Origin of the sequence: Serratia sp. 14-2641 (assembly GCF_001692375.1) — a bacterium.
Classification (GTDB): domain Bacteria; phylum Pseudomonadota; class Gammaproteobacteria; order Enterobacterales; family Enterobacteriaceae; genus Chania; species Chania fonticola_C.
Genome location: NZ_LXKR01000028.1, coordinates 502,424 through 526,513 on the forward strand (window position 1 = coordinate 502,424; position 24,090 = coordinate 526,513).

A 24,090-nucleotide genomic window follows, 5' to 3' on the forward strand; every position below is an offset into this window, starting at 1 on the left:
TGCCACAACTTAACTCCAGTATCCAACCGCCACATCAAATCGAACATGCCACTGCTTTACACCACACCTAACCCCAACTCCGTACCAGCTCCCTCTCCCTGTGGGAGAGGGTTGGGGTGAGGGGCCGCGGGTTTACCCCACCAGCCGCTTGGTGATTTCCAGCAGAGTTTTGACATCTTGCGGGCGAGTATCGCCACTGGTGGAATCAATGATGGAGCTGTAGATATGCGGGATCACCTGCTTCACACCGGCTTTCAACGCAATCTCCAGGATCGGCTCGAAGTTTTCCAGATCGATGCCCCCGGTCGGTTCCAGCATAAAGTCATGCTCGGCACAGGCTTTTGCCACGTATTCATATTCGTCCTGATGCTTCAGGCCGCCCATCGGGAAATACTTAATCGAACTGCCGCCCATATCTTTCAACAACGCAATGGCAGTCTCTACTGGCACGATGCCATCCGCTGCATGAGCGCTCAGCGGCCCGGTGGAAATCTTCACCCAGCCCACACGGCCGGTCGGAGAAACCAGGCCGTTCACCACGGTTTGGTTTTGCTTCAGCAATGCACGGCTGGCACCGACGCCGGTAAACACCTGGTTCACATGCTGCGGTTGGACTTGCTCGGAGATCAGGCTGACCATATTCGACTGCTTGGGATCGCCAGCCCCCAGGCCTACGGAAAGCGCGTTCTCGATCAGGCGTGCATAACGCGACATATCCGCCACGGCACTCTCAACGTCTGGATAGTTTTTGGATAGAACGCCCACCAGCACGTGCCCCTGCGCCGCATTATAGATGTCCTGCGCGTTGGCTTTTGAGCCAGCCAGCACGTTGAGGCAAACGCGGTCTTTATAGTAATTAGGCTTCAGCTTCATGCTTGGTTCTCCGTAAACAGATTTTTAATACAGGTAAAGACGGTCATCAGCTGCTGCTCGTTCACGCTGCGGACATCCACCTCAATCTTGCCTTCGTTGGCCTTGTAGCCACGGAAATAGATGGCGATATCACCGGTTTTCAGCCGCTGGACGATTTCCACAGTCGACATCCCCAACGCCGCTTCATCAAAAGTGATTTCAACGCGGGCAATATCGCGCCCTGCGCTGTCCCAGACGGTTTTGGCGCTGATGCCATTCAGGGTATTCAGTTGGCTGATAAACGGCGTCATGCGCTCTACCATTTGCGCACCGGTGGTTTTCTCCGACGTCAGGTAGCTTTCGATAGCCTGCGTCAGGCCGAGGATGCCCTCTTTGCCCACTTTCATCGCCCGGCCAATACCGCCTGACTGCTGCTTCACCCACTCTACGTATTGCTTCTTGCCGATCACCAGCCCGCTGGTTGGCCCTTCAATAGCCTTGGCACCGCTGTAGATCACCAGATCGGCCCCCATCTGGTAGTAACACATCAGATCTTCTTCGGCAGCGGCATCGACGATCAGCGGCAGGTTATGCTTACGCGCCACCACGGCCGCCTGTTCGACGGAGAGAATGCTTTTCTGCACGCAGTGGTGAGACTTGACGTACAGGATGGCAGCGGTCTGCGGGGTGATGCAGGCTTCAATCTGTTCAGGGGAACATTCGTTGGCATAACCTGCTTCCACCACCTTACCGCCGCCGAGGGCGACCATGGTATCCACCGGCGCACCAAAGTTGACGTTATGGCCACGCGGCAACACGATCTCGCGCGGCTCGTTCACCGTAGCGGAATGCAGGTTGACCAACAGGTTGGCGTTATCTTTGACGATCACCGCCGCCACCGACTGGGCAATACCGGCAGAAGCGCAGGAAACAATCACCGCGTCTTCCACATTCAGCAGGCCAGCAATATAGGCGCCGGTCTTGTTGACCAGATCCTTGATTTCAAAGTAATGATTCAGGCCGTAATCCACAGCGTCAATCACCTCCTGGCGTGGCGTAGAAACGCCGAGAATGGTCATGCGGCCGGAAGTATTGATCACCTGCTTTAAGTTATATTTTTCATAGACTGAAGACATGAGCGGCTTTTCCTTGATCGGTTAATAGGACTTCCCCGGCCACCACAGCAGCCAGTGGCACCAACAGTTGTTCGCCATTCACGGACTCCCCTTCGGAGTCGGCAAACACCTGCGGCCCCTGGCGGAGATCAAAAATGGTCAGGTCGGCATCAAAGCCGGGTTTCAGCTGCCCCTTGGTGGTCAGGCGCAACGCCGCAGCGGCATTTTCCGTCACGCAGCCAATGACCTGCGCCAGAGAAAGCCCAACGGTAAAGAATTTGGACATTACCGTCGCCAGGCTGTGCACGGGGCCAGCCAGACGGTTACGGCAGTAGATATCGGAACTGATGGTGTGCGGGAAGATCCCCAGCGCAATGGCCTGGCGGGCAACCTCAAAGCTGAAGCTGGCCGAGCCGTGGCCTACATCAAGTAACACGCCACGTTTTAACGCGCGTTGGATCGACTCGCGCAGCGTACCTGCCGGGGTCAGAATGCGGTTCGGTTTACCGTTGTAGCAGTGAGTGATGATGTCGCCCTGGGTCAGCAGATCGGCGATCTCGTCCAAATCCGGCGGGTTGTTGCCAATATGCACCATCAGCGGCAGTTGCTGGTTTTCCTGCTGGATCTCTTTGGCCAACACCAACGGTTTGGTGCCGTTCTGGCCCACGACGCTGCTGCTCATACGCGCCTTGATACCAATGACAAATCCCGGCTTGCCGTCGATGGCCTGCTTGACCTGCTGCTTATTGATATCCGCCATATCAGCCAGTTCATTCTGCCTTAGCAGACCGATACGCGAGATATTGAGGAAGGCAAAGACGTTGGTTTTGGCGCTGCGCGTCAGGGCATAGAATTCATCGATATCGTCAGTGCCGGTGCTGCCAGCATCCACCACCGAGGTGACGCCGCTGCTCACACCCACCAGGTCCGGGTCATCATGATAAATCGGTGAAGAGGGATAACAGTGTACGTGAGAGTCGATCCAGCCAGCGCTCAGGCGGTAGTTTCCCGCCAGATCCAGTTGTTTGTGGGCGCTGGCATCGGCCGCCAACTGCCCGACGACGGCAATCTTTCCCGCCTCAATAGCCACATCGGCCAGGGTGTCGTCCACCAGCCTGGCGCGCCGGATGATTAGGTCATACATGCTTCGCTACTCCTTGCCAAACCCTGGGCAGTTGACCCAGGGCTTGGGACTTGATTAAGAAATGGCTACCGGGAAGAATGCCCCCAAGATCATGGCCCCCAGGATCGCGCCGCCGGTGATCGGCTTGCCCCAGATATAGAACAGCAGCGCACCCAGCAGGGAACCCAGGCCGATCGGGATCGAAGCGGCCATGGCAGACAGGATGATCAACGGCCCAAGGAAACGCCCGGAAGAGTTACCGGCCCCCATCATCACGTCCGCCCCGTAGGTGGAGTTGCTCTGATTGATGGTAAATTTACGCGCCAGGATAATCAGGTAACCAATCGCCAGGCCAATGACCAGGCCAGTCACCAGCGAGGCGGCAAAGTTGGCTACCGGGAAAACAATCCCCGCCCCCAGCAACAGCGCAGGAACACCAAGGCCAACCCCGGTCTGGATCGCCCCGCCAATATCCAGGATCCCTACCAGAGAACCTTCGATAATACGGGCAAACAGGAAGCTGGCACCGAACGCCGCCACCGCACCGTAAACCCCGGTGTCCATCCCGGCACGCAGCATGGAAACGAAAGCCACTTCGTTAAACGCGCCTATGCCATACAGGTAATACATGTGTGTCCCGGCGAACACGCCGGACGAGAGCAGGCCAACAAAAATCGGGAACGACCAGTCGGCATACCAGAAGCCTTTGTCTGCTTGTGCTTCCATCATTCAGCTCCTTATTTTCCGCTCAGGGTGTTATGAATGGCATCCAGCCAGCCAGGCACGCCCAGGCTGAAGGATTCGAGAACTTTCATATCAAAGCCGCGGAAGAAGCCGCTCAGCACGAACAGCAGCACAATCGCCACCATCATGATTTTGGTGACTTTGTTCCAGCCGCTTTCCTCAACGCCCTTGCCAATCAGGATACCCAGCACCAGACCCGGTACGGCGTTACCCATAATCAGCTGTGCCAGACCACCGAAGATGGTGCCCCAGAAGCCAGAACGTTTGCCCGCTTCAATCGCCGCCAGCCAGAAGATCACCGGCATGACGGTGTTCACCAGCAGGTTGGCCGCTGGAACCAAGACTTTGATGGCCGTAACCTGCAAGGCCGCAGGCACTGCCGAAGCGGTGGTGTTAAGGAAGGCCACGACCAAAATGCCGATGATCCCGCACGCGATGGCCATCTTTTTTGGATCGTGCATGGTTTCCGCAACGTTGCGGTTTTTGATCATCAGGGCTGCTGCGCCCCAGTTAGGAATGATGCGATGGTCAACGTCCTGCGTGAAGGCCCCCGCCGCCACAGAAGACGCCCAGGCGTTGAAGAAGAAGCCCAGACCAAATGAGAAATGAGAAGCCGGATCGCCTTCGCAGGAGTTCAGCTCACCCAAGGTACGGAACGCTCCCATACCCTGCGTCGTCGGTGCGTGGAACATACGTGCGGCACCGGCCCCTACACCGACGCCAACCAGCCCGCCGATAATAATCGACTTAAATAAGATGATTAAAAACATCAGAATATCCTTCTTATGTCATGCCCAGTGGATCCCAAGACGCAGCCCTAGCGGCTATAGCTTGAAACACGACGGATATAACGTTTTTATTTCTGGGTGAAGACCACCTTTTCGGTATTGATGATCGTCACGTTCACGGTTATTTCTAATGAAACGGCATAGCTTTTTCTTTCACGCGCCAGGAAGAAGAAAAGAAATTTTTCTTTGGTGGTTCTCTCTTCCGCCTTTAATATTTTGACATCCTGCGGTTCGATACGCAGCAGAACATTATTGGTGGATTTTAAAATCACGCCCTGTACATTCGCTAATGCACCGGCAAAGGCTTTAGCTTTACTATCGCCTTTGCCCTCCACGTTAACCGAGGTGGTATAAGTCTCTTTCATTACGGATTGCCGTATTTTTTGACATACGCTTCCACTAGCCGCTGGCCTAATTCTTCTTTATCCATAAAGCCAAAGCCTAATACATTGCAGCCTTCGTTAATTGCCGTCACGCCTTCTTCGATAGAACGCATACCATATCTGGATTTATAACCATATTTGGTTTGTGCGGTGATCGCCCCAGCGCCGCCGCTGCCGCAGAAAGAAATGCCCAGTTGCGCATTTTCTGCTTTCATCACGTCACCCAACTTCATATCCGCCGCCATGCCAGGGATCACAATCACCTTGGCACCTGCATTTTCAACGCCTTGGCCTACTTTCTGGCCTTTACCCAGCCGATCGCCGATCACTACGGTAATTTGTCCCATGGGGTTTTTCTCCTGAATAATGTTAAATAATTAAACGTTATTGGTCGTTATCTTTAGCCACTTCAAAATGAACCGAAAGCAGATACGCCTCTTCAATCGGTAGCGTGGCAAACTTATTTACCACTCGCTCTGCCAGTTGCATTGAGCCGGCAGAAATTTCATCAAACAGTGATTTATCAACTTCCGGCAAGGGTTCACCCGTTATTGAGCGCAACACCATCGCGCGGATATGGGATTCCAACATTTGTTGTTGCACCGCATTGGTGTAAATATTCTCTTCACCCAACATGGCGGTAATATCGGCCAGCAGTTGAGTGGTAATCGCTGCGGCCTCACTGATGTCAGTCTGTTCCCTGTTACTTACCGAAGCAGTTCCGTCATTCACTTTGCAGTCACCTCTGGATCCAGCTATTTATCCGTTAACGGTAAAGCGCTTTACCTTTACCCGCTTTCTTTGATGTCTTTACCCTAACCCTTGGGGCATTGCTTGTGTAGCGCGTTTTTTTCCAGTTCGAACTGGAAATTAAGTGACGCCAGGGGATCCATTTCGCAAAATCGAGGGTTTTTACGCTAAGTAAATGAGATTGCAAAAAGAGTTTGCAACGCAGAGTTGCCAGTTAGCATCGCGGCGCAAAAAACTTCGTGATCGAGATCTCTTTCTTTTCCGGCCCTAACAGCCTACTATCAGTAGGACAAACCGACATTTTTCACACCCCCGCTCCCAAAGGTGCGGGGGTGTTGCTTTTGTGTTGTTTTCCGAATTTATGGCGCAGAAAGGGCGCCCTTTGATTGGACTGGAGAGTGGAATGACCAAACCAACCATTACCATTAATGAGCTGGATGCGGAACGCCTGGATGCGCTACTGGCACAGCCAGCCTTTGCCAATACTGACGTCGCCGCCGCGCTGAACGCTGAACTGGATCGCGCTGACATTGTGCCGGCATCGCAGATCCCTGCACACGTCGTCACCATGAACAGCCGCGTACGTTTTCGCGATCTGCATACTTCAGAAGAACATGTGCGCACGCTGGTTTACCCTGCCTCTCTCAAAGACAGCGCTGAACAGCTGTCGGTGATGGCACCCCTGGGTGCAGCACTGCTGGGAATGCACGTGGGTAAACAGATCAATTGGCAATTGCCAAACGGCGAAGAAGCCCGCATTGAAGTGCTGGAATTGCTGTATCAACCTGAGGCTGCGGGCGAGTATCACCGCTAAGTCAGGTTTCCGGGCGGCCATTCAGCCGCCCTGTTTGCCTCTTTACAGGCAAATCGCGATCAGCACCACCACCAGTAGCAACACGTAAATTCTGGCGTGTAGCCTGTCATCTACGAAGGGCAACACCCGTTTGGCAAACACGATCCCCGCGATACCCGCCACCAGCAGTAACCCCAAAATCAACAGATTCACATAGCCGAAATAATGCGGTCCGCTCACCTTCCCCATGCCGAGATAGCTATACAAAACCGTCGCCACCACCGCGACCGGGATCGATAGCGGATTGGCCGCACTAACGCAGTGCTTCATGTCATAACCCTGACGGCGTAACAGTGGAACAGTCATCACGCTGCCCCCAACCCCCAGCATAGCGGCAATCACGCCAATTAATGGCCCACCGACCCACACCGTCGTCTTGGATAACGCCGTCTTGGCGGGTTTGGTCAGGAACCCTTTGCGCAGCAGACAATCGGCAATGGTCGCCATCATATAGAGAATAAACAGCCCGCGAATGGCGGAGTCTGCAAGCTGCATCGCGGCAAAGGCACCGATGACCGCCCCCATGCCGATATAAAAGATCAGCGGAGTGATGGTTTCACGCAGGATATTGCCACTGCGCCACTGGGTAACGCTGGCATAGCTGGCGTTTAAAATCATGACCGCCGCCGAGGTGGCCACGGCAACATGCATCGCCTGATCGGCATGATTACCGGAGGCGGAAACCACATGATAGACGAAGGGCACCACCACAAAACCACCGCCAAAACCAAACAGAATGGTGGTCATGCCGGTCAAAAAGCCGGTAAACAGCACCAGTAAAATATCAGCCATCACCCTGCAACTCCTCAATGTCGTTGGTCAGCTAGCAGGATAGGCGGCCTCCTTATGGCTTGCACACTATCATCGGTCAACTATCATAGCGTTTCGGCCAAAATGATAAGGCAGGCTATGCGCAATATCGCCATTGATTCCCTCGACCACACGCCAAGATCGGTAATTGCCATTGGCACCGACTATCCACCGGACTATCTGCTGCCCTTGCATAGCCACCGGCGCGCGCAGCTACTGTATGGTGCCACCGGCGTGATGCAGGTATTTACCCGGCAGGGAAATTGGGTGGTGCCACCGCAGCGCGCCGTCTGGATCCCGCCGCAGGTCGCACATGAAGTCAGGATGATGGGAGTGAGCACTCGCAGCCTGTATATCGAGCCGGACGCGCTGATCGCGCCCATCGCCGAGGTGTGCCAAGTGGTGAGCGTAACCCCGCTGATGCGTCAGTTGCTGATGGCTGCCGTTGATATGCCGCTGGTGTATCAGCAGGAAGGACGGGATGGGGCTTTGGTGGCGCTGCTGCTGCATGAGATTGCCCAGATGCAGGCATTACCGCTGCATATTCCCCTGCCGGAAGATCCCCGGCTCAGCACTCTGTGCGAGGCCTTTTTACGCCAGCCAGACGCCCACGCGCCACCAGGGCTTTGGGCAGCCAGCCTGTATATGAGCCTACGCACCTTTAGCCGTTTTTTCCGCAAGCAGACCGGGATGTCGTTTTCGCAGTGGCGTCAACGAGCCTGTGTGGTATTGGCGCTGGCACGCCTGGCGGCGGGCAACAGCGTTACCCAGGTGGCAATCGAGTTGGGTTATGAGAGTAGTGCGGCCTTTTCGGCGATGTTCCGTCGGGTATTAGGGCTGGCGCCGTCTTTTTATCTGGGGTGATAGCAATGACCGCCATCGGCGGTCACCAAGCATTACTGACGTTTAGCGGAATTTCTTATGATTGGCATCGCGGGTTTGCTTGAAGCCCTCAGCCACTTTACGCGCGTCCTCCAGCTTGCCCTGATTCGCCAGCGCCATTGACTGATCGATCTGCCCGATCAGCGTCGCCAGCCCTTGACGAAACTCTTTCATCTCCGGGCTGTCTGGCGCTTTACTTTCCAGCTTCGGCGGTGTGCCCTTCTGGGCATCCATAGCCGCAGCACGCATATTCTGCAGGCTCTGCTTGAAGGTATCGGTGGAGTCGGTTTTCAATACAATTTTGTAATTGGCGGCCAAGGTATCCATGTCATCGGCCAGTTCGGCTGCCATCACCCATGAACTGGCTCCTAGCAGCGTCAGTGCTGCCAACACTTTCAATGTCTTCTTCATGCTCACCTTCCAGTTATTGTTTTAGTTAACCCGTTATAAACATAGGCATGGAACGGTAAAACCGATACCTGATATTTGTAAGGAAGGTTGAAGCGGGGAGTTGTGAGGAGCATATCAGCCCTCACCCTCTACCAAAGGGAGAGGGAACCAATCGAGTTCATTGATTGCTCTGCGTAATACCTTGCTTTCTTTGTTCTTACTCCCGACTTTCCGAAGCAGTACGGACCAACCACGAACTCTGGACAGCTCCCTCTCCCTGTGGGAGAGGGTTGGGGTGAGGGGTATTACTGCCCTGCGATCTTCATTTCCGGCAGCAGCACGGAACCGCACTGGATATTGCTGCGCAGTTCGATATCGCTGCCGATGCTGACGATATTGCGCAGCATATCCTTCAGATTGCCAGCAATGGTGATCTCGCTGACTGGATACTGGATCTCACCGTTTTCTACCCAGAAGCCAGAAGCCCCGCGTGAGTAATCGCCGGTAATACCGCTGACGCCCTGCCCCATCAGTTCGGTGACCACCAGACCGGTGCCCAACTGTTTGAGCATGCCGGCAAAGTCATCGCCCTGACCGGCAATGCGCCAGTTATGGATCCCGCCCGCGTGGCCGGTGCTATGCAGCCCCAGTTTACGCGCCGCGTAGCTGGTCAGCAGCCAGGTTTCCAGCACGCCGTCTTTGACGATGTCGCGGCGTTGGGTACGTACGCCTTCACTGTCGAATGGCGTGGACGCCAGCCCTTTCAGCAAGTGCGGATGTTCTTCAATGGTCATCCACTCCGGCAGGATCTGTTTACCCAACGAATCCAGTAGGAAGGTAGATTTGCGATAGACGCTGCTGCCGCTGATAGCCCCGACCAGGTGGCCAAACAGACCGGTTGCCACTTCTGAGGCAAACAGCACCGGCGCTTTCATGGTTGACAGCTTGCGTGGGGAAAGACGTGCCAGCGTGCGGCGGGCACATTCCTGGCCGACCCACTCAGGGCTGGCCATATCATCCATCGCCCGGCCAATGGTGTAGGCGTAATCCCGCTCCATATCGCCATCATGTTCGGCGATCACACAGCTGGAGAGCGAGTGGCGGCTGGAGCAATAACTTTGCAGCATACCGTGGCTGTTGCCGAAGACCTTGATACCGTAATGGCTGTTGAAGCTGCCGCCTTCGGTATTGGTAATCCGCTTATCGGCCGCCAGCGAAGCCTGCTCGGCACGAGCTGCCAGCTCGATACCGCGCTCGGCATCCAGCTCGGTGGGGTGGAACAGGTCCAGATCCGGCGCGTCAAACGCCAGCAGATCTTTTTCCGCCGGGCCAGCATGGGGATCTGGTGAAGTGTAACGAGCGATATCCAGCGCCGCCTGCACGGTGCGAGCAATGGCATCCGGATTAAGATCGGTGGAAGAGGCACTGCCTTTACGGTTTTGGTAATAGACGGTAATGCCTAATGCGCCGTCGCTGTTGAATTCGACGTTCTCCACTTCGCCGAAGCGGGTGCTGACGCTGATACCGGTGGTTTTGCTCACGGCAACTTCTGCCGCATCGGAACCGGCGCGTGCCAGCTCCAGTGCCTGTGAAACGGCTTGTTCCAGCGCTTTGCGCTGCTCTGCAACTTGGGTGACTACTTTCATCAATCGGCCATACTTAATCAGAAAATCGTTGAGAAAAGTGCCGTGTCGGCATGGTTTTGCGCGCAATAACGCGCCAAAATAATTTCAGGCTGCGCCCGCTGGCCACAGCCCGATGTACTTTTGAGTCTAACAGGAACCGCGTGGAATTTCGCATAAAGCCGGCAACCTGTTAGGATTAGCCTCTTTTTAACGGAGCCTACCATGAACAAACAGCCTGAAGACTGGCTCGACGAAGTCCCGGAGAACGAAAACGAGGACGATGACGAGATTATCTGGGTCAGTAAAAGTGAAATTAAACGTGATGCCGAAGCGCTGAAAGATCTGGGAACCGAACTGGTTGAACTGGGTAAAAACGCCTTGGAACGCATCCCGCTGGATGAAGATCTGCGTGCCGCCATCGAACTGGCGCAGAAGATCAAGAAAGAAGGCCGCCGCCGCCAGATCCAACTGATCGGCAAAATGCTGCGTGCTCGCGATGTCGAACCAATCCAGACCGCGCTCGACAAGCTGAAGAACCGCCATAACCAACAGGTTTCGCTGTTCCACAAGCTGGAAGCGCTGCGCGATCGCCTGGTAGCAGAAGGTGATGACGCGATCCCGTCCGTGCTGGATCTGTATCCTCAGGCCGATCGCCAACAGTTGCGCGCCCTGATACGTAACGCGCAGAAAGAGCAGGCCGCTAACAAGCCGCCAAAATCATTCCGCCAAATCTTCCAGTACTTGCGAGAGCTGGCCGAGGCACAACAGTGATCGTCAGCGGCATCGCTGCGGGATGGACCCCGTTCATCCCCGCTGATGCATCGCTGTGCTGCTCGTTTCACGGATATTGAACCGCAGGTTGCCCTCCAGCTCCTCCTCCGCTTCTTCAAACAACAGAATAATGGCACCAAAGCGGCGTTTGCTGCGGGCGTTGAGATTGAGAAATTCAATCTCGACCGGCAGGCTGATGTCGCCGGTCACCACGTCCCACAGCGCGTCCAGGTTGGCGCCAAATCCTTCACCCAATGCAAACCGCTCGGCAAAGTGGCGATAGAACGCTGGCAAGTCCGCGATCTGGTTAAAATCGAACTCTATTTTTCCCATCGGCTCACTCCATCCGCATGAAGTTCTTATAATGATCGCGCGTGACATAAATCAGACCGTCACTGGAATACAACAGCCGATCGGCACCGCGTCGGCCGCATTGGTAGTTGATATCCGCTTCGCGCCATACCCGGTTGTTGGCGGTCGGTAACTGCCCTTCACGGTTGGAAAAACGATCGCCGCCGATAGCTTTGCCCGGCAATACCTTGCACAGATTACCGTCACGCGCATCCCAACCCTGCTCACGAGCCTGTTTTTTGGTGATGTAGTAATCAGGCAGGCGCTGGTGCTGTTGCACATAGCTGACTACCCGCTGCTGCTGCGTCAGTTGTTCAATGCTCTCTGCCGCCGGGGTCGAATCGTTGGTCAGAGCCCGATCGCCATCCCCCTGCAGCGCACTGAACCCCGCCACCAGCAAAGCAATCAACATTGCAATAAGCGTACGTTTATTCATACCGTCCCTGCATATATAGCAAAAATTAATGAATCAAAGATGACCAAGATGTAACCATTTCGCATCCAAAAGGCCTGACGCCCGAGCAAAAACCGCAATTGATACGGAATTATTATGGTTAGTGAGGCCTTCCTGCGTGCATTTTAGCCCCCCGTACCGGGGAACGTAAACATGCTCAGTATAGACCTTGACGGGAAGCCGAAGATATCAATCAATCAGCGCGTGACGGTAGAGATGTAGCATATCGGCCAGGCGTTTTACCGGCCCGGTGACGCTAAGCGGAGCGAGGTTATCCACCAGCTTTTGTTGATATTCATTCATCTCTTTGAGTAACCGATCGTAGTAGTAAGCCCGCTTCACATCGTTCTTGGCGGTGACCACGTGGTCGGCGGTGCTGCGGATCTGCTTGTGGAACACCGAAAGCTCTTCCCGCTCCGGGATCTCGGTCATCTGCATCCGCTGGTGGGCAATAATCAGGTTGAGCGCCAGCCGGTATTTGGCAATGTCGTTCGGGAACATCATCAGCAGCTGGTTCAGGCGCTGATAGAGCGCGGGCAGGTGGTTTTCCTTACGGCGCGCCGCCTTGGTGGTCAACGCCGAAACGGCGCTGCTGACCAACTGATTCATCAACGTGCGGCCGGTACGTTCACGTGAGGTATCACGGATCAGGAACAACACGATCATCGCCACAAAGCAGCCGATAATCTGGCCGATGGCGCTGTCGATAAACGAGGAGACATGGAAACTCATCGGGTTGCTCAACACGATGATGTTAATGGTACTCGCCAAGGTGCCCAACGAGCCCAAACGGCGTTTCTGCACTTCGATACCGATGACAAAGGACATGATGCCCAGGCTCAGACACAACAAGAACATGCTTTGCTGGGTCTCTGGCAGAATAAACATATAAAACAGCGCACCGAGCGGCAACGCCACCAGCACGCCCAGCAGGAAGTCGAGCGCCATCATTTTTGGATTTGGCGTACGCATCGCCAATGCGGTCACGACGGCGATCATCACCATACAGCCGCTGCCGGATGTCCAGCCGGTCCACAGCCAGAACAGGCAGCCTATTGAGGTCGCCGCCCAGGCTCGCAGCCCGTTGATCATCGCATGGTGGCCTTCCGCCGACGGCCTCTTCACCACCACTTCCCCGGCCAGTATCTCGTTTTCTACCGCGTTGATGCCGCTGTTGGTATGCACGCCTTTTGCCACCAGCAGATAGCGCGTTGCCGCCCCCACCCAGCCGGTGACCGTTGGCAGATGTTCATCACTACGGTTGGTTGACAGCACCTGACGCACCAGCTTCAGGCGCTTGCGAACTTCCTGCGCGGTTTCCGCCGGGACCATCAGCAGCTCGCGGATATTTTCCTTCACCACATCCGGATGATTGAGCAAAATCAGGTAGGTTTCACAGGCCTGGGTGATCAACGTCAGCGAAAGCGTATGCAGCGCATGCAAGCGGCTGTTGACCCGCTGCCAGCGTGACGACTCCAACATCAAGTGACTGCGCATCCCATTAATGGCGGTGGTGCTTTTAACCAGATCGCTCCAGGCGCGGTCGATCTCCTCTTTCTCTGCATCGCTGATACACATCTGCATCAGCTTGTACTGCCCCACTATAAGTTGATCTACCGCGCGATCGATATCCTGTTTGATCGAACGCGGGGAAAACAGCAAATCGGCCAGTATCGCACTAAGAATACCGAGTACGATCTCGCTACAGCGCTCTACGGCGAACTGTGGCGCGGCCAGCAGTGAAGTGGTGGTGGTTGCGGAGGTGACGATGATAATCAGCGCCGTGTAGCCTGCCAGACCCCAGGCATAGGAGTTTTCGACCTTCACCAGCGAGGAGATCCAGACACAGACCCCCAGCCAGACGCAGCAAAGCATCAACATCACCACCGGTGCACGGGCACAGGTAACGATAATCAGCAAACCGACAAAACAGCCCATAAAGGTGCCGATAATACGCAGCCAGCCACGATAGCGAATGGCACCAGAGAAAGGTTCCCCCCCGGCGGCAAATGCCGGGCCGGCAGCCACAATGGCCGCCGTTAGCACCGACCAGCGCGGGGTTTCCAGATTGAGGTGAAAACCGACAAACAGGGCGAAGACGATTGCAAAGCTGAGCTTGCAGGCAAACCGCAGCCGCAGAAAGGTTGGGTTGTTCATTAGCCGAACTCGCGCAACCGATGCATCAGCCGGATAAACGGCGAGCCGCTGTCGATGCTACGATCGTTCTTACCAGTAATGACCACGGTCGCGGTGGTACCCGCCGGGTAAGAGTGCTGCTGATCTTTCTCATCGAGGATGATTTTTACCGGCACGCGCTGCGCCAGACGCACCCACTCCAGATTGCTGTCGATCGACGCCAGCCCCTTGCTGTTTGGGGTGCTGCTACTGTTATTCACCGCCGCGGCCAGGCTATCGACGGTGCCGTGCATAATGCGGTTGCTGCCCAGCGGGGTGATCTCGGCACGATCGCCTTTGCTCAACCCTTCAAGCTTGGTTTCTTCCAGATAGGCGATGACATAGAAGCTGTTTTTCTTCACCAGCGCCACCGCAGTAGAACCACGGGTGATAAATTCCCCCGCGTGGACGTTGAGGTTGGTGACCCAACCGTCTGCTGGCGCACGCACCGTGGTCCGTTCCAGATCCAGCTGCGCCAGATCGCGCACGGCGATCGCCTTGGCCAACTGATGCTGCACGGTTTGCAGCACGTTATTGGATTGGTCGATCTCTTCTTGTGACATCGCCTGGATCCCCAAGCGCACACGGCGGCCCGCTTCACGCTTCTTCTCGGCCGCCAGCGTCTGATAATAGGCCACATCGGCGTTGGCTTCGGCCAGTGCCTGTTGGTAACGTGGTTGGTCGATCACCATCAGGATCTGGCCCTGTTTCACCAGTTGGTTGTCGGTGATTGGCACGTCGGTCAGCAAACCGCTGACGTCCGGGGCAATCGCCACCACGTCGGCGGTGAATTTGGCATCACGCGTCCACGGCGACTCGGTGTAAAACGCCCAGGCCTTGAACACGGCGATGGCCGCCAGCAGGACCAGCAGCAAGGTGATCGCAATGCGAAGTATTTTTAATGACAGAGTTTTCACAGCAGCCTCAAACGAAAAGACACGAAATCAGATAAAACAAACAGCAATACAGCGCGGTATTGAACAACGCCGGATGCCAGACAAAATCGTAAATCCCGGTCGGCTGCAACAGGCGGCGTATGACGAAGAACAGGGCCAACGACGCTAACAGCTCAAAAAATACCGGTGGGAACGACAGTCCAAAAATGACCATAACCGGAAGCAAACTCATCACTTTATCCTTAATTGTTTACTACACCGGGGGTTTTTCCTGCTGATTTCACATTCCATTTACATTCTAGCGCACGGACGCCAAACGTTATGATCTGGTAGTTGACCAGGCCATAAACCTGAAAAAGGGTTAAGCTAACAGCAGGCTTCCGCGAGAGGGAATGTATGGATAACCGGAGGGATCGTGCGGCCACGGCAGTATACCGCGGCATGGCTGACCACGCTCAAGCGTTCAGAAGATCTTTACACCCGACGCGTTATATTAGCCTGCTTACTATCAACTCATCTATAATCTGTGATCTAAATCACTTTTAAGCCAGAGTGAACAATGGAAAGACTAAAACGGATGTCCGTGTTTGCCAAAGTCGTTGAATGTGGGTCATTTACCGCGGCGGCACGCCAGCTCGACATGAGTGTTTCATCCATCAGCCAGACAGTGTCCAAACTGGAAAATGATCTACAGGTGAAGCTGCTTAACCGCAGCACGCGCAGTATCGGCCTGACCGAAGCCGGTAAAATCTACTATCAGGGCTGCCGCCGCATGTTGCAGGAGGCCGCCGAGGTCCATGAACAACTTTATGCGCTGAACAATACGCCCATAGGCACGCTGCGCATCGGCAGTTCCTCCACTATGGCGCAAAACGTTCTGGCAACCATGACCGCCGACATGCTGCAAGAATATCCTGGTTTGACGGTTAATCTGGTCACCGGCATTCCGGCCCCGGATCTGATTGCCGATGGCCTGGACGTGGTGATCCGCACCGGCGAACTACAGGACTCCAGCCTGTTTTCCAAACGCCTGGGCTCGATGCCGATGGTGGTCTGTGCCGCCAAAAGCTACCTGACTCAACACGGGACACCGCAAAAACCGGCGGATATGGTGAATTTTTCCTGGTTGGAATACAGCGTACGGCCAGACAGTGAGTTTGAATTGATGGCTCCCGAAGGCATCAGCACGCGCATTTCCCCACAGGGGCGCTTCGTGACCAACGATTCACAAACCATGATCCGCTGGCTCAAGGCCGGAGCCGGGATTGCCTATGCGCCACTGATGTGGGTCATCGAAGAGATTAAACGCGGTGAGATTGAGATCCTGTTCAAGCGCTACCATTCAGAACCCCGCCCGGTTTACGCACTGTACACCGAGAAGGACAAGCTGCCGCTCAAGGTACAGGTGTGTATCAATTACCTGACGGAATACTTTAAACGCGTGGCGGAAGTGTATCAGGGCTATCGCTGAAGCTCCCCATTACCCTGAAGTTCACTCCAGGGTAATAAGTTTGCTGTAGCTGATATATAGCGTTTGCTGCTATAAAAACGATTACTCATTTTATTAATGCCAATTATCGAAAGTATTTACCTTCATTTGATTCCCATTCTCTACTGAGAACTCTGCTGTATTCATTCGGGTTAACCGATCGGTTATGCGGAAATTTCCGCCATAGTTACGGGTAATAAACCACCGCAATAATTGTTTAAAGCATATCCTGCCAATCCAACCAAAATGCTCATTCTGCTACCGCTTTCGCGTGCTTGCTTACGCCCCTGCGGGTGTGATTTATTGATGAATTGGCGCTGGTTCGCCCAATTATCATTATTGCCATAAATAATAAAAACCAGGCTTCATTATTCATTATAGGAATCACCATGGAAAAGATCTCACGTACGCACGTGGTATATGCCATGTCGCGCGATAACGCCCCTGTGGCTACCGTTCCCAGCGGCAGCGACGTTTGTTTTGAAACCTGTGACTGCTTCGAAGATCAAATCGCCTCCGAACAGGCCGCCTTCACCGAACTGGACTGGAGCCGCATCAACCCGGCTACCGGGCCGGTTTACGTGCAGGATGCAAACCCCGGCGATGTGTTACGGGTAGAAATTAAACGTATTACCCCAACCAGCCATCAGGCAGTCATGGTCACCGCTCCAGGCCTGGGCGTCATTGGCGATGAGTTGCAACAGCCACAGATCCGCACCGTGCCGCTGAAAGACGGCTTCGCATTGCTGCCCGGCGGCGTGCGTTGGCCGTTAAAGCCGATGATCGGCGTGATTGGCGTCGCCCCGGCCGAAGAGCCGGTCTCCTGCGGTACACCAGATGCCCACGGCGGTAACATGGACTGCAAAATCATCACCGAAGGCTGCACGCTGTGGCTGCCGGTTAACGTTCCCGGCGCGCTGTTTGCGCTCGGCGATCTGCATGCCGCAATGGGCGATGGCGAAGTCTCGGTATGCGGGCTGGAAATTCCCGGCGAAGTGGTGGTGAACCTGAGCGTAGTCAAAAACCGCGCGCTGCCAACCCCAATGATGAGCACCGCCGATACGCTATATACCTTGGCATCCGCCAAAACGCTGGACGAGGCGGCCGAATTGGCAACGCGCAATATGGCGCACTTCGTGGCGGACTATAGCCAGGTCTCGCTGGCCGACGCCATCAATCTGCTGAGCATCACCGGCGATCTGCAAATCTGTCAGGTGGTCGATCCGCTGAAAACCTGCCGTTTCGCGCTGCCACGCAGCGTTGCCGAACAGTTAAACCTCCAGCTGGATTAGGGATAGCGCCATGTCTGTAGAACAATTTGGTTATAAGCAGGAACTGCACCGTACCCTCACCCTGAAAGATCTTGTGATCTACGGCATGATCTTTATGGTACCGATCGCGCCGTTTGGCGTGTTTGGCTACGTGTGGGAAGGCGCACAGGGCATGGTGGCGCTGGCCTATCTGATCGGCATGGTGGCGATGTTCTTCACCGCCATGAGCTACTGGTCAATGTCCCGCGCTTTCCCGGTCTCCGGTTCGGTCTATGCCTATGCCCAGCGCGGCATCCATGAAACCGTCGGCTTCTTTGCCGGCTGGCTGATCCTGCTCGATTACATCCTGGTGCCGTCGTTGCTGTATATCGTCAGCGCGGCGGCGCTCGGCCCGATCCTGCCAGAAGTACCCGCCTGGGTGTGGATCGTGACCTTTATCGTGATCAACAGCGCGATCAACCTGGTAGGGATCCAGTTTACCGCCAAGGCCAACCGCTACATCTTGGTGGCAGAGATCGTGATCCTGACCATCTTTGTGGTGATGGGCCTGACGGCACTGTATTCCGGCGAAGGTTCCGGTGGCCTGACGCTGAACCCGCTCTACAACGCCGAGAAATTCAGCCTACCGTTGGTGATGGGTGCGGTGTCGATTGCAGTGCTATCGTTCCTGGGTTTTGACGGTATTTCAACGCTGTCCGAAGAGAGCAAAGGCGGGGCCGATGCCGTGGGGAAAGCCTCGCTGTATGCGCTGCTGTTGGTAGGGTCGCTGTTTATCCTGCAAACCTGGATTGCCGCCGATTTGGCTGCGGGCCAAAACTTCACTAACCTGGATACCGCGTTCTACGATACCGCCAATCTGGCGGGCGGCTCCTGGTTAAAGCAGGCCACCATCTGGGCGACGGCGCTCTCCTGGGGGATTGCCAATGCGTTAGTCGCGCAGGCCGCCATCTCCCGCATTCTGTTCGCCATGGGGCGTGACCGCCAATTGCCGAAGATCCTGGCAAAGGTGCATCCACGCTTTAAAACCCCTTACGTCAGCACCCTGCTGGTTGCGGTGATCTCCCTCGGTTCCGGGCTATACTTCAACGGCAGCATCGACAACCTGAGCCGGTTGGTCAACTTCGGGGCGCTGATGGGCTTTTTGATCCTGCACCTGTCGGTGATTAACCACTACATCATCCGCCAGAAGTCCAAGGCCTGGGTAAAACACCTGCTGTTCCCACTGGTCGGCCTGTCGATCATCGCCTTTGTGCTGTACGAGATGGATATCGAAGCCAAGATCCTCGGCCTTAGCTGGCTGGCGATCGGCATCGTGTATTACTTCGTGCTGCGCGTAGTGCTGAAAAGAGAGCCAGTGCTGAAGCTGGAGGACTAAGCCAGCAATCTGCCCCTTCTGGGGCAGATTTATTCAATCCTTTGATGACGTTAACAAAACGGCCCGCTGGTCATACCCCTCTGCCCGCCTCTAGGTTATGCTCGAAAAAATTCCCCTGCCTCAGGAAAAATCATGAAGAAAATCATACTGGACTGCGACCCGGGGCATGACGATGCGATCGCGATGCTGCTGGCATGGGGCAACCCAGATATTGAACTGCTGGCCGTAACCACCGTCGTCGGCAACCAGACGCTGGAGAAGGTCACGCGGAATGCGTTGGCCGTGGCGCGCATTGCCAACATCACCGGCGTGCCGTTTGCCGCTGGCTGTTCGCGGCCTCTGGTACGGCAAATTGAAGTCGCCCCCGACATCCACGGTGAATCGGGCCTCGATGGGCCAGTCCTACCGGAACCCACGCTGCAACTGGCCGATATCCATGCCGTCGATCTGATCATTGATACCATCATGGCGCACCCACCAGGCACCGTAACGCTGGTGCCCACCGCTGGCCTGACCAACATCGCCATGGCGGTGCGCAAGGAACCCCGCATTGCCACACGCGTGAAGGAAGTGGTCCTGATGGGCGGCGGTTACCACGTGGGTAACTGGAGCGCAGTAGCTGAATTCAATATCAAAATCGATCCGGAAGCCGCGCATATCGTGTTCAACGAGCCCTGGCCGTTAACCATGGTTGGGCTGGATCTGACGCATCAGGCTCTGGCCACGCCAGAAGTTAGCGCGCGCATCGCCGCCATTGGCACCGGTCCTGCGAAATTTGTCGTCGAACTGCTCGAGTTCTTCGGCCATATGTATAAGCAGGCACAGGGGTTCACTTCGCCACCGGTACACGATCCCTGCGCGGTCGCCTATGTGATCAACCCCAACGTGATGACGGTGCGTAAGGTGCCCATCGATATTGAGCTGACCGGTACCCTGACGCTGGGAATGACGGTCGCGGACTTCCGCTTCCCGGCCCCGGCGGATTGCCATACCCAGGTGGCAGTGAAGCTTGATGAAACCGCCTTTTGGGATCTGATTGTCGATGCGTTGGAAAGAATTGGTGAAGTTGAGGTTTGAGGCACGGTTGGGAGTAAAGTGTCGTGCAAACGCCCGACACTTCATTCAAGCCGGCATTATGCGTAGTATATCGAAAGTGTTCTTTGTTATCGGATGTCTCTCATGGCTTACTCTATCGGCGAATTTGCCCGGCTTTGCGGAATAAACGCAACCACATTACGCGCCTGGCAGCGTCGTTACGGCCTGCTCAAACCGATGCGCACCGATGGTGGACATCGCCAGTACAGTGATGATGATGTCCAGCAGGCGCTCAAAATTCTCGACTGGGTAAAAAAAGGGGTCACCATCAGCCAGGTGAAACCCCTGCTGGCTCGCCCGGCAGAAGGTCAGACAAACAACTGGCACACTCTGCAAGAGAGAATGCTGCAGTTGCTTAAAGAGGGAAAAATCGAATCGCTGCGCCAGCAGATTTACGCTTCTGGCCGCGAATATCCTCGCCCGGAGTTGGTCACGGAAGTGCTGCGCCCGCTGCGCAGTAAAGTCTCTGCCAATATTCCGGCGATGATGACCCTGCGCGAGATCCTGGATGGCATTATCATTTCCTACACCTCATTTTGCCTCGAAAGGGACAAAAAAGCGGCAGGGGATAACTATCTGATCACCGGCTGGTACCTGTCAGACCCATGCGAAATCTGGCTGGAAGCGCTCAGGCGTACTGGTCAAGGACAGCACATTGATGTCCTTCCCGTTCCGCCTGCCAGTCTGGCTCCGGAGCTGTTTCCTGAACGAAAATGGCTGCTTGTCATGACAGGTAAACTCACCCCCGCCCGCAAACAACAGATTGAACTGTGGCAACAACAGGTGATGTCTCTTGAGGTCATTACACTTTGACGTTGTTCTTCCGTTAATTATCACAAAAGTTTGAATATTTATTTTTCACCGGGATGCTACCTTTTTCCTGTTTGTTTTAACCCCTACAGGAAATCATGATGAAAAAAGCTACCGGTCTTATTCTGTTAACCTCTCTGGCAATGGCTCCTGCCGCATTCAGTGCCCCATCTGGCACGCTGAGCGTCCATATTCTGAACCAACAGACAGGTATTCCCTCGCCGAATGTTACCGTCACGCTTGAAAAAGAGCAGCAAAACAGCTGGGTCACGCTGGCTAGCGGTAAAACGGACGAAGACGGGCGTATTAAATCTCTCTATCCACAGGACCAGGATATGCTGCCGGGAATTTACAAAGTGACCTTCAAAACCGGTGACTATTTCCACCAACAGAAGCAAACGTCGTTCTTCCCGGAGATCCCGGTGATGTTCACCGTCACCAAGACCAATGAAAAACTGCACATCCCACTGCTGTTAAGCCAGTATGGATACTCGACCTACAAAGGAAGTTAAAGATAAAGCATGCTCATGTTGCGCAGCTAACAGCATGAGCATGCAAACTTAATACGTTGAAGCTACTGAGAAAATAATTATCACCTCTCCAAAGTTGGACAAACAGAAATAATTGTGTAAGTTTTAACTATGCAATAACGCTACGTTGTTCACTTCCAGGTGAGGCTCATGAGCTCTATGCCATCCATCATTACCCGGTTTGTTGATTACTACAGCAAGCTGGATAACCAGCCGCCATCTACGTTGGCGGAGATCTATCATGCTGATGCCAGGCTGAGCGACCCGTTTGGTGAGCATCAGGGTCTTTTGGCGATCCAGCGTTACTTCACTCATCTCTTGGCCAACGTAAAGCATTGCAGCTTTACCATCGATACCCCCCTCTGCGAAGGCCATCGTTTTGCCGTAACTTGGGCAATGCACTGGTCTCACCCGCGGATTTCAGGGGGAGAAACACTAGTCCTCGCAGGATGCTCAATCGTCGATGTGCAGGACAACCTGATTATTCTCCAGCGCGATTACTACGATGCCGGGGAGATGATTTACGAACATCTTCCCCTTCTTGGCTGGGCGGTGCGAAGTGTTAAAAGGAGAATGCGCTCATGATGACTGTCCTCATCACCGGCGCAAGCTCCGGCATTGGTGCCGGGCTCGCGAAGTCCTGGGCCGATGACGGCTGCCACGTCATTGCCTGCGGGCGAGACCGGGCCAGGCTCGAAGCACTGCAACAGTACAGCCCGAATATCAGATTACGCGTGTTCGATATGACGGACAGGGAGGCCTGCCGTCTGGCGCTTGCAGATTGCACGGCCGATCTGATCGTTCTTTGTGCGGGAACCTGCGAATACCTGGACCAGGGTGTGGTGGATGCCGCTCTGGTGGAACGTGTGATGAGTACCAACTTCCTGGGGCCAGTGAACTGTCTGGCCGCACTTCAGACCCAGCTCCTTCCAGGAAGTCGCGTGGCGCTGGTCAGTTCGATGGCGCACTGGCTGCCGTTCCCACGAGCAGAGGCGTATGGCGCGTCAAAAGCCGCCCTCACCTGGTTTGCCAATAGCTTGCGCCTAGACTGGGAGCCCAAAGGCATTGCCGTCACGGTTGTCTCACCGGGCTTTGTAGATACGCCGCTTACCCGTAAAAATGATTTTGCCATGCCCGGCCAGGTGAGCGTCGACGATGCCGTGAAGGCGATCCGTCGCGGACTGGCGAAAGGGAAAAAGCACATCGCCTTTCCCACCGGATTCAGCCTGATCATGAAGCTGCTTTCAGGGCTCCCGAATTTCCTTCAGCGCAGGCTGTTGCGCAGGATGGTTCGCTCATGAAAATCGCCATTATCGGCAGCGGTATCGCAGGGCTCACCTGTGCCTGGAGGCTGGCCGGACATCATCAGGTCACACTTTTCGAAGCGGAACCCACGGTGGGTGGGCATACCGCCACGGTGGATGTCACCACGCCGCAGGGCACGTATGCCATCGATACTGGGTTTATCGTCTACAATGACCGTACCTATCCTCGCTTTATGGGTCTGCTCAGCGAGCTAGGCATCAGCGGGCAAAAAACGCAGATGAGCTTCTCCGTGCATAATCCGCAAAGCGGGCTTGAGTACAACGGCCACACCCTCACCTCGCTGTTTGCACAGCGTCGTAACCTGGTTAATCCGGCGTTTTGGGGGCTGTTGAGAGAGATCGTGCGCTTCAACCGCCTGGCAAAAGAGGCGTTGGCGGGCGATGTTAACGAAAATGCCACGCTGGAGACTTTTCTCGAACAGCACGGCTTCAGCGCGTTTTTCGCGCGTCATTATATCCTGCCGATGGGGGCTGCCATCTGGTCCTCGTCGCTGCAGGAGATGCGCCGCTTCCCGCTTCCGCTGTTTTTGCGCTTCTTTGAGCATCACGGCCTGCTGGATGTTACCCACCGTCCGCAGTGGTATGTGGTGCGCGGCGGTTCTCGCGAATACGTACGTGCCATTTTGACCCAGTTGGGTGACCGCCTGACGCTGCACCTCAACGCACCGGTGCAGCAGGTCATCCGCCACAACGACGGGGTTGAAATCCAGCTTGCGCAGTCGAGCCACACGTTCGATCAGGTGATCTTCGCCTGCCATTCCTCACAGGCGCTGGCGATGCTTGCTCATCCTACTCCTGCGGAAAGCGAGGTTCTGGGCGATATTGGCTGGCAACATAACGAGGTGGTTTTGCACAGCGATCCACGCTGGCTGCCGGTGCGCGAGCGTGCCTGGGCAAGCTGGAACTATCGCCTGAGCGAACGGGACCAGGCCAGCGCCTGCGTCACCTACAACATGAATATCTTACAAGGGTTACCTGAGGGTAGCCCCCTGTTCTGCGTCACCCTGAACCCGGAAACGCCGGTGGACGAGCGCTACGTCTGGAAACGCTTTGTCTATGAGCACCCGATGTTCAACCCGAAAAGCTGGCGTGCCCAGTCGCGCCGCGGCGAGATTAACGGCCGCCAACGGAGTTGGTTCTGTGGAGCTTACTGGTACAACGGTTTTCACGAGGATGGGGTACGCAGCGCGTTGGACGTGGTGAAAGGGATCGCTGCAGGGGAGAACCTGTAAG

Annotated in this window: 28 protein-coding genes; 12 read left to right on the forward strand and 16 right to left on the reverse strand. The window is 55.2% G+C overall.

Annotated features, from left to right (window positions below):
- Positions 1-132: 132 nt before the first annotated feature.
- From A6U95_RS12820 to A6U95_RS12855, 8 genes are all read right to left on the reverse strand, one after another.
- Positions 133-873 carry a KDGP aldolase family protein gene (locus tag A6U95_RS12820; protein WP_024527928.1) on the reverse strand — a complete coding sequence of 247 codons (741 nt, stop codon included), beginning with the start codon at positions 871-873 and terminating at the stop codon, positions 133-135.
- Entirely contained in the window at positions 870-1,988 is a 1,119-nt protein-coding gene (locus A6U95_RS12825; RefSeq protein WP_065684750.1) for a DgaE family pyridoxal phosphate-dependent ammonia lyase, read from the reverse strand. The genes A6U95_RS12820 and A6U95_RS12825 overlap by 4 nt, the downstream gene beginning before the upstream one ends.
- A complete protein-coding gene (locus A6U95_RS12830) occupies positions 1,972-3,111 on the reverse strand; it encodes an amidohydrolase/deacetylase family metallohydrolase (RefSeq protein ID WP_065684751.1) in 1,140 nt (379 codons plus the stop codon). The genes A6U95_RS12825 and A6U95_RS12830 overlap by 17 nt, the downstream gene beginning before the upstream one ends.
- A 54-nt stretch (positions 3,112-3,165) precedes the next feature.
- Complete coding sequence (locus A6U95_RS12835; protein ID WP_024483730.1) at positions 3,166-3,816, reverse strand: DUF4310 family protein; 651 nt, start codon at positions 3,814-3,816, stop codon at positions 3,166-3,168.
- A gap of 11 nt (positions 3,817-3,827) precedes the next feature.
- Positions 3,828-4,604 carry a DUF4311 domain-containing protein gene (locus tag A6U95_RS12840; RefSeq protein ID WP_021180718.1) on the reverse strand — a complete coding sequence of 259 codons (777 nt, stop codon included), beginning with the start codon at positions 4,602-4,604 and terminating at the stop codon, positions 3,828-3,830.
- An 86-nt stretch (positions 4,605-4,690) separates the two neighbouring features.
- Positions 4,691-4,987 (reverse strand): DUF4312 family protein, encoded by a 297-nt coding sequence (locus A6U95_RS12845; protein WP_024483731.1) that lies wholly within the window; start codon positions 4,985-4,987, stop codon positions 4,691-4,693.
- Positions 4,987-5,352 (reverse strand): glycine-rich SFCGS family protein, encoded by a 366-nt coding sequence (locus A6U95_RS12850; RefSeq protein WP_021180720.1) that lies wholly within the window; start codon positions 5,350-5,352, stop codon positions 4,987-4,989. The genes A6U95_RS12845 and A6U95_RS12850 overlap by 1 nt, the downstream gene beginning before the upstream one ends.
- A 37-nt stretch (positions 5,353-5,389) precedes the next feature.
- The gene (locus A6U95_RS12855; protein ID WP_021806973.1) at positions 5,390-5,737 is read right to left on the reverse strand and encodes a hypothetical protein; all 348 of its coding nucleotides are present in this window, start codon (positions 5,735-5,737) and stop codon (positions 5,390-5,392) included.
- Positions 5,738-6,158: 421 nt separating this feature from the next.
- Between A6U95_RS12855 and rnk the strand changes: the two genes are divergently transcribed.
- A complete protein-coding gene (rnk, locus tag A6U95_RS12860; RefSeq protein ID WP_021180723.1) occupies positions 6,159-6,569 on the forward strand; it encodes a nucleoside diphosphate kinase regulator in 411 nt (136 codons plus the stop codon).
- A gap of 42 nt (positions 6,570-6,611) precedes the next feature.
- Here the strand turns inward: rnk and A6U95_RS12865 are convergent, their stop codons facing one another.
- A complete protein-coding gene (locus A6U95_RS12865) occupies positions 6,612-7,400 on the reverse strand; it encodes a sulfite exporter TauE/SafE family protein (RefSeq protein ID WP_065684752.1) in 789 nt (262 codons plus the stop codon).
- A 117-nt stretch (positions 7,401-7,517) separates the two neighbouring features.
- Between A6U95_RS12865 and A6U95_RS12870 the strand changes: the two genes are divergently transcribed.
- Positions 7,518-8,282, forward strand: a complete 765-nt coding sequence (locus A6U95_RS12870) for a helix-turn-helix transcriptional regulator (protein WP_065684753.1) — start codon at positions 7,518-7,520, stop codon at positions 8,280-8,282.
- Positions 8,283-8,324: 42 nt separating this feature from the next.
- On the opposite strand, the gene cybC is transcribed toward A6U95_RS12870, so the two are convergent.
- Positions 8,325-8,711 carry a cytochrome b562 gene (gene cybC / locus A6U95_RS12875; RefSeq protein ID WP_065684754.1) on the reverse strand — a complete coding sequence of 129 codons (387 nt, stop codon included), beginning with the start codon at positions 8,709-8,711 and terminating at the stop codon, positions 8,325-8,327.
- A gap of 284 nt (positions 8,712-8,995) precedes the next feature.
- Positions 8,996-10,336: a metalloprotease PmbA gene (pmbA, locus tag A6U95_RS12880; RefSeq protein ID WP_065684755.1), complete on the reverse strand. Its 1,341-nt coding sequence runs from the start codon at positions 10,334-10,336 to the stop codon at positions 8,996-8,998.
- 201 nt (positions 10,337-10,537) lie between these two features.
- On the opposite strand from pmbA, the gene yjgA reads away from it, so the two are divergent.
- On the forward strand, positions 10,538-11,086 hold the full coding sequence (gene yjgA / locus A6U95_RS12885) for a ribosome biogenesis factor YjgA (protein WP_021180727.1): 549 nt from the start codon (positions 10,538-10,540) through the stop codon (positions 11,084-11,086).
- Between the two features lie 33 nt (positions 11,087-11,119).
- On the opposite strand, the gene A6U95_RS12890 is transcribed toward yjgA, so the two are convergent.
- The 5 genes from A6U95_RS12890 to aaeX all read right to left on the reverse strand — a co-directional run bounded on the left by A6U95_RS12890 (position 11,120) and on the right by aaeX (position 15,194).
- The gene (locus A6U95_RS12890; protein ID WP_065684756.1) at positions 11,120-11,419 is read right to left on the reverse strand and encodes a barstar family protein; all 300 of its coding nucleotides are present in this window, start codon (positions 11,417-11,419) and stop codon (positions 11,120-11,122) included.
- A 4-nt stretch (positions 11,420-11,423) separates the two neighbouring features.
- The gene (locus tag A6U95_RS12895; RefSeq protein WP_021806977.1) at positions 11,424-11,873 is read right to left on the reverse strand and encodes a ribonuclease; all 450 of its coding nucleotides are present in this window, start codon (positions 11,871-11,873) and stop codon (positions 11,424-11,426) included.
- A 207-nt stretch (positions 11,874-12,080) separates the two neighbouring features.
- Positions 12,081-14,048 (reverse strand): p-hydroxybenzoic acid efflux pump subunit AaeB, encoded by a 1,968-nt coding sequence (aaeB, locus tag A6U95_RS12900; protein ID WP_065684757.1) that lies wholly within the window; start codon positions 14,046-14,048, stop codon positions 12,081-12,083.
- The gene (aaeA, locus tag A6U95_RS12905; RefSeq protein ID WP_021806979.1) at positions 14,048-14,983 is read right to left on the reverse strand and encodes a p-hydroxybenzoic acid efflux pump subunit AaeA; all 936 of its coding nucleotides are present in this window, start codon (positions 14,981-14,983) and stop codon (positions 14,048-14,050) included. Before aaeA ends, aaeB begins: the two co-directional genes overlap by 1 nt.
- A 7-nt stretch (positions 14,984-14,990) precedes the next feature.
- Complete coding sequence (gene aaeX, locus A6U95_RS12910) at positions 14,991-15,194, reverse strand: p-hydroxybenzoic acid efflux pump operon protein AaeX (protein ID WP_021180732.1); 204 nt, start codon at positions 15,192-15,194, stop codon at positions 14,991-14,993.
- 327 nt (positions 15,195-15,521) lie between these two features.
- Between aaeX and aaeR the strand changes: the two genes are divergently transcribed.
- The 9 genes from aaeR to A6U95_RS12955 all read left to right on the forward strand — a co-directional run bounded on the left by aaeR (position 15,522) and on the right by A6U95_RS12955 (position 24,089).
- Positions 15,522-16,433, forward strand: coding sequence for an HTH-type transcriptional activator AaeR (gene aaeR, locus A6U95_RS12915; protein WP_024483740.1), 912 nt, complete (start codon positions 15,522-15,524; stop codon positions 16,431-16,433).
- 407 nt (positions 16,434-16,840) lie between these two features.
- Positions 16,841-17,743: an acetamidase/formamidase family protein gene (locus A6U95_RS12920; RefSeq protein WP_065684758.1), complete on the forward strand. Its 903-nt coding sequence runs from the start codon at positions 16,841-16,843 to the stop codon at positions 17,741-17,743.
- A gap of 10 nt (positions 17,744-17,753) precedes the next feature.
- Complete coding sequence (locus tag A6U95_RS12925; RefSeq protein WP_065684759.1) at positions 17,754-19,097, forward strand: APC family permease; 1,344 nt, start codon at positions 17,754-17,756, stop codon at positions 19,095-19,097.
- A gap of 132 nt (positions 19,098-19,229) precedes the next feature.
- Positions 19,230-20,174, forward strand: coding sequence for a nucleoside hydrolase (locus A6U95_RS12930; protein ID WP_021806983.1), 945 nt, complete (start codon positions 19,230-19,232; stop codon positions 20,172-20,174).
- Positions 20,175-20,276: 102 nt separating this feature from the next.
- A complete protein-coding gene (locus A6U95_RS12935; protein WP_065684760.1) occupies positions 20,277-21,005 on the forward strand; it encodes a MerR family transcriptional regulator in 729 nt (242 codons plus the stop codon).
- A 98-nt stretch (positions 21,006-21,103) separates the two neighbouring features.
- A complete protein-coding gene (gene uraH, locus A6U95_RS12940) occupies positions 21,104-21,514 on the forward strand; it encodes a hydroxyisourate hydrolase (RefSeq protein WP_065684761.1) in 411 nt (136 codons plus the stop codon).
- A gap of 168 nt (positions 21,515-21,682) precedes the next feature.
- Positions 21,683-22,117: a nuclear transport factor 2 family protein gene (locus A6U95_RS12945; RefSeq protein WP_065684762.1), complete on the forward strand. Its 435-nt coding sequence runs from the start codon at positions 21,683-21,685 to the stop codon at positions 22,115-22,117.
- On the forward strand, positions 22,114-22,833 hold the full coding sequence (locus A6U95_RS12950) for an SDR family NAD(P)-dependent oxidoreductase (RefSeq protein WP_065684763.1): 720 nt from the start codon (positions 22,114-22,116) through the stop codon (positions 22,831-22,833). Before A6U95_RS12945 ends, A6U95_RS12950 begins: the two co-directional genes overlap by 4 nt.
- Entirely contained in the window at positions 22,830-24,089 is a 1,260-nt protein-coding gene (locus tag A6U95_RS12955; RefSeq protein ID WP_065684764.1) for an FAD-dependent oxidoreductase, read from the forward strand. The genes A6U95_RS12950 and A6U95_RS12955 overlap by 4 nt, the downstream gene beginning before the upstream one ends.
- Position 24,090 lies beyond the last annotated feature (1 nt).